General features: G+C 37.3%; 15 protein-coding genes. 9 read left to right on the top strand and 6 right to left on the bottom strand.

Going from position 1 to position 13,551, the window contains the following annotated elements; translation table 11 throughout:
• Nucleotides 1-79 precede the first annotated feature (79 nt).
• Nucleotides 80-1,180, bottom strand: coding sequence for a tRNA epoxyqueuosine(34) reductase QueG (gene queG / locus AC056_RS14850; protein ID WP_139344667.1), 1,101 nt, complete (start codon nucleotides 1,178-1,180; stop codon nucleotides 80-82).
• A 26-nt stretch (nucleotides 1,181-1,206) separates the two neighbouring features.
• Between queG and AC056_RS14845 the strand changes: the two genes are divergently transcribed.
• Complete coding sequence (locus AC056_RS14845; protein WP_077164042.1) at nucleotides 1,207-2,667, top strand: NAD(P)H-hydrate dehydratase; 1,461 nt, start codon at nucleotides 1,207-1,209, stop codon at nucleotides 2,665-2,667.
• Between the two features lie 4 nt (nucleotides 2,668-2,671).
• Here AC056_RS14845 and ruvC read toward each other — a convergent pair whose 3' ends face one another.
• A complete protein-coding gene (gene ruvC / locus AC056_RS14840) occupies nucleotides 2,672-3,217 on the bottom strand; it encodes a crossover junction endodeoxyribonuclease RuvC (RefSeq protein WP_002121356.1) in 546 nt (181 codons plus the stop codon).
• A gap of 227 nt (nucleotides 3,218-3,444) precedes the next feature.
• On the opposite strand from ruvC, the gene AC056_RS14835 reads away from it, so the two are divergent.
• The 3 genes from AC056_RS14835 (at nucleotide 3,445) to AC056_RS14825 (ending at nucleotide 5,569) form a co-directional block, all read left to right on the top strand.
• Entirely contained in the window at nucleotides 3,445-4,038 is a 594-nt protein-coding gene (locus AC056_RS14835; protein WP_077164041.1) for a helix-turn-helix domain-containing protein, read from the top strand.
• A complete protein-coding gene (locus AC056_RS14830) occupies nucleotides 4,035-4,580 on the top strand; it encodes a GNAT family N-acetyltransferase (protein ID WP_049064789.1) in 546 nt (181 codons plus the stop codon). Before AC056_RS14835 ends, AC056_RS14830 begins: the two co-directional genes overlap by 4 nt.
• A gap of 428 nt (nucleotides 4,581-5,008) precedes the next feature.
• Nucleotides 5,009-5,569 carry an FxsA family protein gene (locus tag AC056_RS14825; protein ID WP_004702075.1) on the top strand — a complete coding sequence of 187 codons (561 nt, stop codon included), beginning with the start codon at nucleotides 5,009-5,011 and terminating at the stop codon, nucleotides 5,567-5,569.
• A gap of 68 nt (nucleotides 5,570-5,637) precedes the next feature.
• On the opposite strand, the gene AC056_RS14820 is transcribed toward AC056_RS14825, so the two are convergent.
• The gene (locus tag AC056_RS14820) at nucleotides 5,638-5,829 is read right to left on the bottom strand and encodes a hypothetical protein (protein WP_004702073.1); all 192 of its coding nucleotides are present in this window, start codon (nucleotides 5,827-5,829) and stop codon (nucleotides 5,638-5,640) included.
• A gap of 258 nt (nucleotides 5,830-6,087) precedes the next feature.
• On the opposite strand from AC056_RS14820, the gene AC056_RS19700 reads away from it, so the two are divergent.
• Nucleotides 6,088-6,336 carry a hypothetical protein gene (locus AC056_RS19700; RefSeq protein ID WP_004702072.1) on the top strand — a complete coding sequence of 83 codons (249 nt, stop codon included), beginning with the start codon at nucleotides 6,088-6,090 and terminating at the stop codon, nucleotides 6,334-6,336.
• 123 nt (nucleotides 6,337-6,459) lie between these two features.
• On the opposite strand, the gene metK is transcribed toward AC056_RS19700, so the two are convergent.
• Entirely contained in the window at nucleotides 6,460-7,626 is a 1,167-nt protein-coding gene (gene metK / locus AC056_RS14810) for a methionine adenosyltransferase (protein WP_004702069.1), read from the bottom strand.
• A 525-nt stretch (nucleotides 7,627-8,151) separates the two neighbouring features.
• On the opposite strand from metK, the gene tkt reads away from it, so the two are divergent.
• Nucleotides 8,152-10,140 (top strand): transketolase, encoded by a 1,989-nt coding sequence (gene tkt, locus AC056_RS14805; protein WP_077164040.1) that lies wholly within the window; start codon nucleotides 8,152-8,154, stop codon nucleotides 10,138-10,140.
• A 101-nt stretch (nucleotides 10,141-10,241) separates the two neighbouring features.
• On the top strand, nucleotides 10,242-10,742 hold the full coding sequence (locus AC056_RS14800) for a hypothetical protein (protein WP_039255207.1): 501 nt from the start codon (nucleotides 10,242-10,244) through the stop codon (nucleotides 10,740-10,742).
• A gap of 16 nt (nucleotides 10,743-10,758) precedes the next feature.
• Here AC056_RS14800 and AC056_RS14795 read toward each other — a convergent pair whose 3' ends face one another.
• Entirely contained in the window at nucleotides 10,759-11,169 is a 411-nt protein-coding gene (locus tag AC056_RS14795) for an OsmC family protein (protein WP_077164039.1), read from the bottom strand.
• Nucleotides 11,170-11,382: 213 nt separating this feature from the next.
• On the opposite strand from AC056_RS14795, the gene AC056_RS14790 reads away from it, so the two are divergent.
• Nucleotides 11,383-11,964: a YceI family protein gene (locus AC056_RS14790; RefSeq protein WP_019458961.1), complete on the top strand. Its 582-nt coding sequence runs from the start codon at nucleotides 11,383-11,385 to the stop codon at nucleotides 11,962-11,964.
• Nucleotides 11,965-12,012: 48 nt separating this feature from the next.
• On the opposite strand, the gene AC056_RS14785 is transcribed toward AC056_RS14790, so the two are convergent.
• Nucleotides 12,013-12,603 carry a lecithin retinol acyltransferase family protein gene (locus AC056_RS14785; protein ID WP_077164038.1) on the bottom strand — a complete coding sequence of 197 codons (591 nt, stop codon included), beginning with the start codon at nucleotides 12,601-12,603 and terminating at the stop codon, nucleotides 12,013-12,015.
• A 189-nt stretch (nucleotides 12,604-12,792) separates the two neighbouring features.
• Here AC056_RS14785 and AC056_RS14780 point away from each other — a divergent pair, with 189 nt between their 5' ends.
• Complete coding sequence (locus tag AC056_RS14780) at nucleotides 12,793-13,539, top strand: phosphodiester glycosidase family protein (RefSeq protein ID WP_077164037.1); 747 nt, start codon at nucleotides 12,793-12,795, stop codon at nucleotides 13,537-13,539.
• The last annotated feature ends 12 nt before the right edge of the window (nucleotides 13,540-13,551 follow it).

Raw genomic sequence — 13,551 nt, 5'->3', positions numbered from 1 at the left:
CCATGATGATGGCATTAATTCACTGTACATAATCATACAGAATTCGTATTAAAGCTATAGGGCAAAAAACATCATTTTTTTAATTTGATCGCTGAAGTTGATTAAGTTGCTGCTCAATTGCCCAATCAATATGCACATTAACGATTTCGTCATGTAGATTTTTGCCTTTATGTAGCTGATCTATAATTTCTTCTGAATATGGCGCATTACCCATTCCAATAGCGATATTACGTTTAAATGATTGATAACCTGTACGACGTATAGGGCTACCTTCGGTATTGGCTAAAAAAGTCGCTTCATCCCACTGCCAGATATCGAGCAGACTAATATTATCTAAACCATGTCTAGGGTTAAAATCGGTAATAGAAGCTTTTTTTGCAAAGCTATTCCAAGGGCAGATTAACTGACAGTCATCACAACCAAAAATTCGGTTACCAATACCTGCACGTAATTCTTCAGCAATAATTCCTTTGTATTCGATAGTTAAGTAAGCAATACATCGTCTTGCATCTAGCATATAAGGCTCGACAATCGCTTGCGTTGGGCAAATGTCGATACACGCGCTACAAGAACCACAATGTGCTGTTGCAGGTTCGTCAAAAGGTAGGTCGAGTGATGTAAATAGCTCTCCTAGAACGAAAAATGAACCTGACTTTTTATGAATGAGCAAAGTATGTTTACCTGTCCAGCCCATTCCAGCACTTTCCGCCAGTGATTTTTCAAATATAGGTGCCGAATCTGCAAAAGGGCGAGATTCAAAATCGCCGACTTTTTCACGAATTCGTGTTGCTAAAGTTTTCAATCTACCACGCATCACCTTGTGATAATCACGCCCACGCGCATAACGCGCGATAATGGCTGAGTTCGGTTCAAATGGGACATAGCGTGGTTTTGGAGATTCCACAAGATAGTTCATGCGTACGCAAATAATACTTTTTGTGCCCGGAACTAATAAGGTCGGATCAGCTCGCTTTTCTAGATTTTCTTCTAAATAGGTCATATCCGCATGATAACCACGTTCAAGATACTCTAAAAAACGTGGCATTTGCTCTTGAGCATCTGGTTTTGCAATGACACAATCAGCAAAACCCAAGTCTAATGCTTGAGCTTTGATCCATGCTTTTAGTTCATAAGGATCAATTTGTTGCACTGCAATGCGTGATGTGTCGGAAAATGTCATAAACCAAAATGCAAGAGGATAATAATATGCAGGCGGTAGTTTACCATAGCGATGATATTCGAGCATGGGAGCAGCGCTGGTTTGCTGCGCAAAACTCATCATTAGGCTTAATGCAGCAGGCAGCTTGGTCAATCACTCAACAGCTCATGGTACTTTTTGAAAAACATGCCACTAAGAATATTGCGGTCTGGTGCGGACAGGGTAATAACGCAGGTGATGGCTATTTTATAGCAAGTTATTTAAAACAAGCTGGATTTCATGTAGAGATATTTGCGGCTGAGTTGGGTGACTCAACTGATTTACAATATGCTGTCGATTTTGCGAAAGAAAATAATGTTCAGGTTTACCAAGATTTTGAGGTAAGCAAAACCTTTGATTGCCATATTGATGCACTATTTGGGATTGGTTTAAACCGAGAGTTAAATGATTATTGGCAACATGTTATTCAACAATTTAATGAGCAGGCTGGCTTAAAAATATCGATTGATATACCAAGTGGTTTGCAAGCAAATACAGGACGTATTTTATCCTCAGCTGTAAAGGCAGATCATACATTTACTGTTTTAGGTCTTAAGGCAGGACTGTTTACTGGTCAAGGTAAAGAGTACACGGGACAAGTTCATTTAGTTAATTTAATTCCGATAGACCAAGAGCTAAAACCTTTAGCTTATTTGACACCAACACATATCAGACTTCCTAAACGTTTGGCTTTTGGGCATAAAGGAAGTTATGGGCATGTTTTGGTGATTGGTGGGCATGAGCAAATGGGTGGAGCTGTCATTATGGCTGCGGAAGCTGCGTTTCATGCAGGTGCAGGTAAAGTGACAGTGATTTGTCATGGCAACCATCATCAGGCTATTTTGTCACGAGCACCTAATATTATGCTTCGTGATATTAATGGACTTGATGAAAATGACATCAAAGATATTTTATCTCAAGTTGATGCAGTATGCTTTGGGATGGGATTAGGCCGTGATGACTGGTCACACCAAATTTATCAACAATGGTTTAATTTCTTAAATCAGGCTTCACACTTAGAAGTTGTATTAGATGCAGATGCTTTATGGTTTCTTGCCAACCAGCCTGAAAAATTAGGTGTGCATGTTTATGCGACGCCTCATCCGGGAGAAGCCGCTACCTTACTGGGTTCTTCTACAGCGGAAATTGAAAATGACCGAATTGATGCAATTTATGCGTTGCAGCAAAAATATAGTGGGCAATGGGTGCTTAAAGGTGCTGGTAGCTTAATTTTAGAAAATAACTTGTACATTTGTACCCAAGGTAATGCAGGTATGGGTACTGGTGGCATGGGAGATATATTGGCAGGTATGATCGCGAGTTTAAAAGCTCAGTTCCACAAAGATATTGCATTACATCAGATAGTGACTTTGCATGCTCAGGCAGGTGATGAACTTGCAAAACAGGGCATGCGTGGTTTACAGGCTTATGAAATGAATCAGGCAATTACTCAAGTCGTGAATCAATAAAGCTTTAACGTCTACGGCTACTCGAGCGACTTCGTCCACGTGCCATACCACCTAAAGCATTTAAGACCGAAAGCTTACTCATACTCCCCGATGCATGAGCATGACAAATCGCTGCTGCAAGGGCATCGGCTGCATCGGATTGCGGTTTAATGGTCAGATTAAGTAATCGCATAACCATCATTTGTACTTGTTCTTTATCGGCAGCGCCATAACCCACTACAGATTGTTTGATTTGACGGGCAGTATATTCTGCAACTTGTAAATCTAAATTAACTAAAGCAGCAATCGCAGCACCACGGGCTTGCCCTAGTTTTAAGGCAGAGTCTGGGTTTTGAGCCATAAAAACTTGTTCAACCGCAGCTTCAGTAGGGCCGTGAAATTTCACAATTCGCTCAACGCCAGCGAAAATACGCTTTAAGCGCTCTGGCATTTCTTGAGTTTCTGTTCGGATTGTACCAGCATCGACAAAACGCAGTTTACTACCATCTTTTTCAATGATTCCATAACCTGTTAAGCGTGAACCTGGGTCAATTCCAATAATCAATGCCATGTGAAGACTTATATAATTAGTTTAGAGAGTATTGTTACATAGCCAAAACGGTTCTGCATGCGTAATTTATAGAATGCTGCTGTAAATGGTTATTTTTCGGGTTTAACTGGTCTAATTTATAATTGTTTAAAACTCTACAAATACTTATAAACCATAATGTGAAATAATTTGATGTAATTCTATTTTAATGGAATACTTATCTATAAATATGGAATTGAGTTTACTCGATGGATGATATCAATATCAGGATTGCACATCGAATACGAGAGTTACGTTTGGCGCGTGGATATACATTAGAGATGCTTGCCACTCGATGCCAAGTTAGCCGTTCAGCTATTTCTTTAATTGAAAGAGGGGAAACAAGTCCTACAGCAGTTGTGCTTGAAAAACTAGCAAATGGACTTGATGTACCTTTAACCCAAATTTTTATCAATGAAACAAGTAGTCCATCTCCTCAACCGGTTATTCACCGAAATGAACAAGCTGAATGGCGAGATCCAGAAACTGGCTATATTCGCCGTACCGTTTCGCCACCCAATTTGAGGCTACCATTTCAGATTGTTGAAATTGAGTTTCCGCCTCATTCTCGAGTCACTTATGAAATTAGTGAAAGCTCTAAAGTTGTACAACAGCAACTTTGGGTAGTTGAGGGGCAAATTGATATTCAATTAGGAAAAAATTCTTATGCATTAGGCCAAGGCGATTGCTTGGCTATGCAACTAGATCAACCTGTCATATACAGCAACAATTCATCACAAGTCGCACGTTATATTTTAGTCGTCTCTAATCAACTCGTGTCTGCTCCTAAGGAAGCTTTATGAACTATTCACTCGATTCTAGTTTTCGTTTAATTGACTGTAATGAAGCAGAACATGCTGTGGCTATTTTAGAGATTTTGAATGATGCAATTATTAACTCAACAGCACTATATGACTATGTGCCGCGTTCGCTTGATTCAATGAAAACATGGTTTTCTGTAAAAAGAGAAAATGGTTTTCCTATTATTGGTGTGGTAGATGAATCAGGTAAATTATTAGGATTTGCTAGTTGGGGAACTTTCAGAGCTTTTCCAGCTTATAAATATACAGTTGAACATAGTATCTATATACATCATGAACATCGTGGTGCCGGTTTGAGTAAAGTATTAATGCAAGTGTTAATTCAGCGAGCTCAAGAAGCTCAGCTTCATGTATTGATTGGGTGTATTGATGCGACAAATCAAGCCAGTATAGGCCTACATGAAAAACTTGGATTCACACATGCTGGTACTTTTAAACAGGTAGGTTTTAAATTTGGACAATGGTTAGACGCTGCTTTTTATCAGTTAATTTTAAATACCCCATTTGAACCTATTGATGGCTAAATTATAAAAGTCTTGGGTACACAATGACTCAGATCAATTTTTAGATAATTGATCTGAGTCATATGGTAGATATATAGAATACTTAATTTTTCTAAACTTTTATAAAGTAATCTCTTTTCGTATAAAACTAAGCATTTAACCTGACAAAAGGGGTTAATTTAAGAAAAAATTGCAATCTTGTAGAAAAAACACTTGATAAAGTTTTTATAGCACTCATTAATAATGAAGTATGGCTATTTTATTAATTTGAAATCAGTCTTATTGATAGTATTGCAGAGTTTGGGCTTAGCGACGATTTTAGTTAAGTTACAAGAAAATATTGTCTAAGCTTTACAACCTATTCAACCTTTTTTTCAATTGAAAAGGGTTTATAGGTTAGATAGTGAAATCTGCAATGAATTTTCTTTTTGAGATAGATAAAGTTTTACATGAATTTACTTCTTATTGTGGTTCTGGGCGCGATTGTTGAAATTGCCGTATGGATTGGCGTAGCACAGTTCATCAGTGGATGGTATGTGTTCTTCTGGTTCATTATTGCTTTCTTTATTGGTCTAACGCTTATTCGTAAGAGTACGGCTGGTATTATGCCGCAATTACAACAAATGCAGATGACTGGACAATTAGGTAGCGATCCGACCGTGACTAAAAAACTAGCATATGCTTTTGCAGGTTTTTTATTGATGGTACCTGGGTTGGTTTCAGATGTTTTAGCGCTCCTAATTCTAATTCCGGGCGTGCAAACTGCGTTCCGTAATATCGCAATGAGAACACTTGCGAAGCGTCAGCAAGCCATGATGGAAAAAATGATGGGTGGCATGGGCGGTGCAGGTGGTGGTCAAAATCCATTTGCTGATTTAATGCGTCAAATGCAGGATATGCAGAACCCACAAGGTGGTAGCCCATACCGTGGAGATTCAAGCATTATTGATGGTGAAGCACGAGAAGTTACTCCAGACCATAAGAAAATTGAACATAAAAATAAGGATTAATTAATTCCTTATATAAAAGATAAAAGGCCTAAATCTTAAATGTTTAGGCCTTTTTTATATTTTATCGATTATGAATTTGAAGAATCAGTATTATCTGTTCCAGCTTGAGCTATTGCAGTTGGATTTTCTTCTAACTTCGTCTGTGGTTGATATTTGTTTGAAGGTAGTGCTGTCTGCTTGTTTTCAGATTGTTGATATTTTCGGCTTCTATTGGCTCTTTCACGAAAGCCACCTTTATTAATGAGCTGTGTGTGTGACATAGACTGGCCTAGAAAATAAACTATTTATGCATTTTAGCAAATTCAGCAAAATATCAAAATAAGAAAAATAGTACATAAAAAATAATATTTAATTTATCTCATTGTATAAATTAAATATTTTTAAAATGAACGCATTGTTCATTCAGATTGAATTCTCTTTTCATTTCACATAGGATAAATATAAAGGATGTATAAAGTAAAAATTGTGGCAAACCTATTAAAACAACAACGGTTGAAGTGAGGGAAGGAGGGTTACCTATGCTATATCAATATCATTGTGCATGTTGTGACAAAGTCGTGGCATCAACTGACAAATCATGTCCATATTGTGGTTCACACCATATTCGAAGCCCGTATGGGTTATGGATGTTCTGTGTGATGGCATGTCTGGCTGTGGTTGTTGTATTTAAAGTTGTTCATATTTATATTCAAAATCATCAAGATACACCTACTCAGTCGACTTTGTTGGACGTGCTAAATGAAGGTGATAAGACCACTAAACAGTAGTATGACTTAAGTTGTTGCTAAATACCTTTAAACAAAGTGTATCGAAAAGTTTATTGTTTAATTTTAACAGCATATAAAAATAATAAAAAAGCCCGCATTAAGCGGGCTTTTAATATATGAGGCTTATAGGCCCGCAGCATCTTTAAGTACTTCAACTTTGTCAGTTTTTTCCCATGTAAATGCAGAATCTGAACCTTCACGACCAAAATGGCCATAAGCAGCTGTTTGTTTATACATTGGCTGAATCAAGTTAAGCATACGAGTAATACCAAACGGACGTAAATCAAAATGTTCACGTACTAATTGGATAATTAATTCATCAGAAACTTTTGCAGTACCAAAAGTGTTGATTGAAATAGAAGTTGGTTCTGCAACACCAATTGCATAACTCACCTGAATTTCACATTTGTCAGCAAGACCAGCGGCAACAATATTTTTAGCTACATAACGGCCAGCATATGCAGCTGAACGGTCTACTTTAGATGGATCTTTACCAGAGAACGCACCACCGCCGTGACGAGCCATACCACCGTAAGTATCAACGATGATTTTACGACCTGTTAAACCACAGTCACCTACAGGACCACCAATAACGAACATACCAGTCGGGTTAATGTGGAATTTAGTGGCTGCATGGAACATTTCAGCAGGAATAATTGGCTTGATAATTTCTTCAATTACAGCTTCTTTAAGCTGAGCTTGAGTAATTTCAGGGTCATGTTGAGTAGAAAGCACTACTGCATCTAAACGTACAGGTTTGCCATTTTCATATGCGAAAGTAACCTGACTTTTTGCATCTGGACGTAACCATGGTAATGCGCCTGAACGACGAAGTTCAGCTTGGCGTTCCATTAAGCGATGTGCATAAGAAATAGGAGCTGGCATAAGCACGTCAGTTTCACGACTTGCGTAACCAAACATTAAACCTTGGTCACCGGCACCTTGATCTTCAGGTTTTTGGCGGTCTACACCTTGAGCAATCTCTGGTGATTGTTTACCAATCATATTGATCACTGCACAAGTTGAACCATCAAAGCCTAAATCTGAGTGGTGATAGCCGATACCGTTAACAGTTTGGCGAACAACAGCTTCTACATCAATATTCGCAGTAGTTGTGATTTCACCTGCAAGTACAACAGCGCCTGTTTTTACCAGTGTTTCACAAGCAACACGTGCGTATGGGTCTTCTTTTAAGATTGCATCCAAAATAGCGTCGCTAATTTGGTCGGCCATTTTATCGGGATGACCTTCGCTTACAGATTCCGAGGTAAAAACAGCGTACTCGCGCATGAAAGTCCTATCTTGGTTATTTCAAAAAGACATAATATGTTACATCGACTTGAGCTTGAGGACTAGTTCATACTGACTAAAAAGCATGAATTTATTTCATTTCTACTATGTTTTAATTGATAAGTGTATCAGTGAAATTGATATAGTAGGTTGAAAATTAATTGTTTTTAATCAAGAGTTGCTTGTAGTCGTTTAAATTTTAAACATTTGATTTTGCGAAATATTAATCAATAAAATTTGCACTGTGAAGTGGAAAAGTATGAATAGCATACGAAAATTCATCTTTATATGCTCTTTATAGTCATCAAACGTCTACAATTGTTGATTAAAGAGGAACTATAAAATGGATTGTTTTATGCAGCTTAAGAATCTAAATGTTTTTTGAGTAACCAAGAAACGGTTAAAAATAAAGAAATATACAGTGTTGGGGTTTACCCATAGGCGTTTTTTTAAGACAATATAGCGGCACTGAATGGTTATTCATCTTCTTCTTTTCATCAATCTATTAAAATTGGATTCTGATCTATGACGACCCCTTTAAACGAACGTCGTATTGCAAACGCAATTCGTGTATTGGCAATGGATGCTGTGCAACAGGCAAACTCAGGGCATCCAGGTGCTCCAATGGGGATGGCAGATATTGCTGATGTCGTCTGGCGCGAGTTTTTAAATCACAACCCAACTAATCCACAATGGGCAAACCGTGACCGTTTTGTTTTGTCAAATGGCCATGGTTCAATGTTGCAATATGCTTTGCTTCATTTAACAGGTTATGATCTTTCAATTGAAGATTTAAAACAATTCCGTCAATTACACTCAAAAACTCCTGGTCACCCTGAATATGGTTATGCACCAGGTATCGAAACAACTACTGGTCCTTTAGGTCAAGGTATTGCAAATGCTGTTGGCTTTGCATTGGCTGAAAAAACTTTAGCTGCTCAGTTCAATAAAGATGATTTAAAAGTAGTTGATCACTTCACTTATTGTTTCTTGGGTGACGGCTGTTTAATGGAAGGTATTTCTCATGAAGTATGTTCATTGGCAGGTACTTTACAGCTTGGTAAATTGATTGCTTATTATGATGACAATGGCATTTCGATTGATGGTGAAGTAGAAGGTTGGTTCAGTGATGACACTGAAGAACGTTTCAAAGCGTACGGCTGGCAAGTTCTTCGTGTAGATGGCCATGATGCTGATGCTATTCGTCAAGCAACAGTTCAAGCTAAAGCAGAAACTCAAAAACCAACGATCATTATTTGTAAAACAATTATTGGTTTAGGTTCTCCAAACAAGCAAGGTAAAGAAGATTGTCACGGTGCACCATTAGGTAAAGATGAAATTACCTTAACCCGTGAAGCTTTAGGCTGGACAGAAGAAGCATTTGTTATTCCTGCTGATGTATATGCTGCATGGGATGCTAAAGCAAAAGGTAATGAAGTTGAAGCAGCTTGGAATGAAGTATTTGCTCAATACCAAGCAAAATATCCAACAGAAGCAGCTGAGTTACTTCGTCGTATTAGCGGTGATTTACCAGCAGAGTTTTCAGCTCAAGCAGATGCATTTATTCGTGAAACAAATGCTAAAGCTGAGACTGTAGCAACTCGTAAAGCAAGCCAAAATACATTACAAGCATTTGGTCCTTTATTACCTGAATTGTTAGGTGGTTCAGCGGACTTGGCTGGTTCTAACTTAACACTTTGGAAAGGTTGCCAAGGTATTCAGGAAAACCCAGCGGGTAACTACGTGTACTATGGTGTACGTGAGTTTGGTATGACTGCAATCGCGAATGGTGTTGCATTACATGGCGGCTTTATCCCTTACGTTGCAACATTCTTAATGTTTATGGAATATGCACGTAATGCAGTACGTATGTCTGCACTAATGAAACAACGTGTAATTCATGTTTATACACATGACTCAATTGGTTTAGGTGAAGATGGTCCGACCCACCAACCGATTGAACAAATTGCTTCTTTACGTGGTACACCAAACCTAAATACTTGGCGTCCTGCTGATACTGTTGAAACAGCAATTGCATGGAAATCTGCTTTACAGCGTAAAGACGGTCCTACAGCACTTATTTTCTCTCGTCAAAACTTGCCATTCCAAACGCGTACTGAAGAGCAAATTCAGAATGCTGCAAAAGGTGGTTATGTTCTTGCTCAAGAAAAAGGCGAGCTGAAAGCAATTATTATTGCGACTGGTTCAGAAGTTTCTTTAGCAATGGAAGCTTATGCTCAACTTGACGGTGTGCGTGTAGTTTCTATGCCATGTGCAGAAGAGTTTATGAAACAAGACGCTGCATATCGTGAAGCTGTATTACCAGCTCATATCCGTGCACGTGTTGCGGTTGAAGCAGCTCATGTTGACTACTGGTGGAAGTTTGTTGGTCTTGATGGCAAAGTAATTGGTATGTCAACTTATGGTGAGTCAGCACCAGCGAAAGACTTGTTCCAATTCTTTGGTATTACAACTGAAGCTGTAGTAGCTGCGGTTAAAGAATTGACTGCTTAATCTAATTAAGTAGTATAAAAAAGCGCTCTGATTGGGGCGCTTTTTTTATGATAATTAAATCACTGCTACTTCATTGAAACTTGAAAGATTAAGATATTGTGATGAGAAAAGAATTTGAACTTCGTTTTTTTGAAGAAATCTTAAATGATATTAAATATGACTATTTGAAAAATTTAAATAAAAAAGAAAGGTTTTGGCAGTGTGCACAATATAATTTTCTATTTCGCGCATTACAGGAAAGTTTCAAACATGAAAATGGTGACTCAGCATTTGGTGGCGATTATGCTTATCGTGTGCAGACTTATTTTGAAGAGACTATTCAAGCTCGGGTTAAATATCATTACATACCAAGTTGCGCGAAGTTAAAGGGCAAAATATTAGCATTTGATGTGCACTCATCAATGTTTGACTGTTTAGGTGAAAAAGAAACAGGTGGTTTTATAGATGGCTCTGATACACCACCTCCTGAATTTTGGATTCATTTCGATGGGGAAAATTTATATTCATTTATTCCAAATGAGCTCACAAATATTGTCGACCTAGCAATAGATATTTCAATGAGTGGCTCATTGGAATGGCACACGGATGTGATTGAAATTTAGTGTAAGCAAGGACCACTTACTCAATACTTAATTCACTCTGAATCGAAATATTCGAAGTCAATAACTTATGAATCGGGCAGCTTTCAGCAACTTTTAATAGTCGTTTATGTTGGTCTTCGGTGAAATCACCCTTAAGTGTGATTTTACGCTCAATGATATTTGTGCCTGCTTCCGGATCACCATTTGGATTTAAGGCTAAATCGACTTGCACATGCTCAAGTTTAATCCCTTTGTGACTTGCATACATTTCTAAAGTAATGGTGGTACAAGCACCTAAAGCCGATAGTAAAAGCTGAACTGGATTTGGAGCTGTATCTTGTCCACCTTTATCAGTTGGTTCATCTCCAAACCATTGATGACCAGATGGATCAGTAAGTGTTACTCGGTATGGAGTAGAAGTGCTTTGTGCTTGGACTGTGTTAACCATGTTTTACCTTGTTATTTATCAATAAAATCGAAGTAAAAACCAATAAACCTGAAGGTTTCGGATAGAAAAATATCTATACTTTATAATATGGGTTTTGAATAACAACTGTAACGCTTTTATTGTTGCATGGATGAAACATATCGTTTTATAAAGAATAGTGAATTAAATTACTTGATGTATACACTAACGACTATATCAATAAAGGATACGAAAATGCATCTTAAAACATTAAGCTTCGGTTTAGCAGTAGCATTGGCAAGTACAGTTACTTTGGCTGCTCCAGTGGACTATAAAATTGATCCAACGCACACAGCTACTGTTTTTTCATGGAATCACTTTGGTTTTTCAACACCAAGCGCTAACTTCTCAGATATTCAAGGTGTAATCAAAGTTGATAATGCTAAACCAGCAAATTCTTCTGTAGATGTTACAATCCCTTTAAGCAGCGTAAATACAAACGTACCTGCTTTAGATAAAGAATTCCAACAAGAAGCTTGGTTTAACGCAGCTAAATATCCAAATATTACTTTCAAAAGTACGAAAGTAGAAACTAAAGACAAAAAGCATTTCAAAATTACTGGTGACTTAACTGTTAAAGGTGTAACTAAGCCAGTTGTGCTTGATGCTGTTTTAAATAAACAGGGCGAACATCCAATGGCAAAAGTTCCAGCGATTGGTTTCAACGCGACAACTTCATTCAATCGTTCTGAGTTTGGTCTAGGCAGCTATGTGCCAAACGTAGGTGATAAGATCACTGTAAACATTACGACTGAAGCAACTGCAGCTAAAAAATAAGTTGTGAGTTTTCTAAAAAGTCCTCAATTGTGAGGACTTTTTTTTTAATTAGATGGGTTCTTTTTTATCTGACTCTATAAAAACTAAAGGTTGAGCAGGATCAATTTTTCTTTTCTCTGCTTTTTCTCTTAAAAATTGATATGTCGGGACTTTCATTTTTGCCTGATCACGTAATTTCTTTTTAATATAGAGAACAAGAGCAAAGCAGGTCGTTGCTACCGTCAGCATCATGCCATTCATATAACTCATAATTGAACTTACATAGCCTATTGTAGTTAGACGATGCATCATACGTTCAACTTGAGTACTACTCTCTATACCTGTAATTGCCCAGCTACATAAATGTTCGCAATTATTAATAATCAAATGATAATGATTTTCGTGCATGCGTGAGCGCATACGTCGTACAACAACTTTACCTTTGTAGCGTGGAGCATCATAAGAACGTACATGAATTTTTTTGCCGTGAGAAAAGGCATCTATTGAAGTGATTTCAATAGGACGCTTTTTTATAAAATGTGCTAGGCCTGAATAATGAATAACTCGACCTCTCCCAGCGTAAATACCATGATGGCTATAACCGAGATGTTTTACAATAAGATGGGCCCCTAAAGGGTAGCGTTTATTTATTTGTTGCATATTCACGCTGATCCGATAAAGTTTTAATCACTTTTATTAAAAGCTTTGACCATTATAGCGAATATGATTGTGTCCTAGTGTATTGATTAGGTGGAATAAGCGACTTTCGGGTATACATCTTATGAAACCTTTTTTAATTTAATAAAGTGTATTTTATAAACATAAAATGACTTATGAGATTCATCGTTAATGAAAATAGTAATACTGTGTATTATGAACTTTTTTGTCTTTGTGCAGTCTGCTTTAGCATTAGAGCATCGACAAATTGAAAATGATACGGATGATCAATTTGAAGTTATTGAAATTTCTAATTTAAATCAATTACGTCTATTTCTGAAGAAGCCACAAACGAATGAATATTATAAAAGTTTCGATAATATTCAGTACCAGCTCAAGTCATGTGAACAACTTACTTTTGCAATGAACGGAGGGATGTTCCATTCAGGCTTTTCACCTGTAGGCCTATATATTGAACAAGGGCAAGAGATCCAACCTTTAAATCAGGATAAAGGGTGGGGGAACTTCTTCTTGCAGCCTAACGGAGTTTTTGCATGGAATAAAAGACAAGCTATTATATGGACAACTGAACAATATGAAGCAAAGGCTTTTCAACCGGATTATGCGACACAATCTGGTCCAATGTTGGTGATTAATGGAAAACTAAATCCCTTGTTTCTAGCAAATAGCGATTCAAAGAAAATACGAAATGGGGTGGGTATAAAAAATAATAAGCTTTATTTTGTAATTTCTAAAAATAGAGTGAATTTTTATAATTTCGCTGAATTTTTCAAAAAGAATTTAAAAGTAGAACAAGCTCTTTATCTTGATGGTTCTATATCTAGTCTTTATTTGAAAAAAAATAACCGTAATGATAGAAAATTTTATATGGGGCCAATTATTGGTGTGATTAGTCGTAAAAATTGTACAGTCAAATAAAATGCAAAAAAG

Origin of the sequence: Acinetobacter genomosp. 33YU, assembly GCF_001990725.1 — a bacterium.
Classification (GTDB): Bacteria; Pseudomonadota; Gammaproteobacteria; order Pseudomonadales; family Moraxellaceae; genus Acinetobacter; species Acinetobacter seifertii.
The sequence above is the reverse complement of the archived record's forward strand: the minus strand, read 5'-3'. Positions and strand labels throughout refer to the sequence as shown.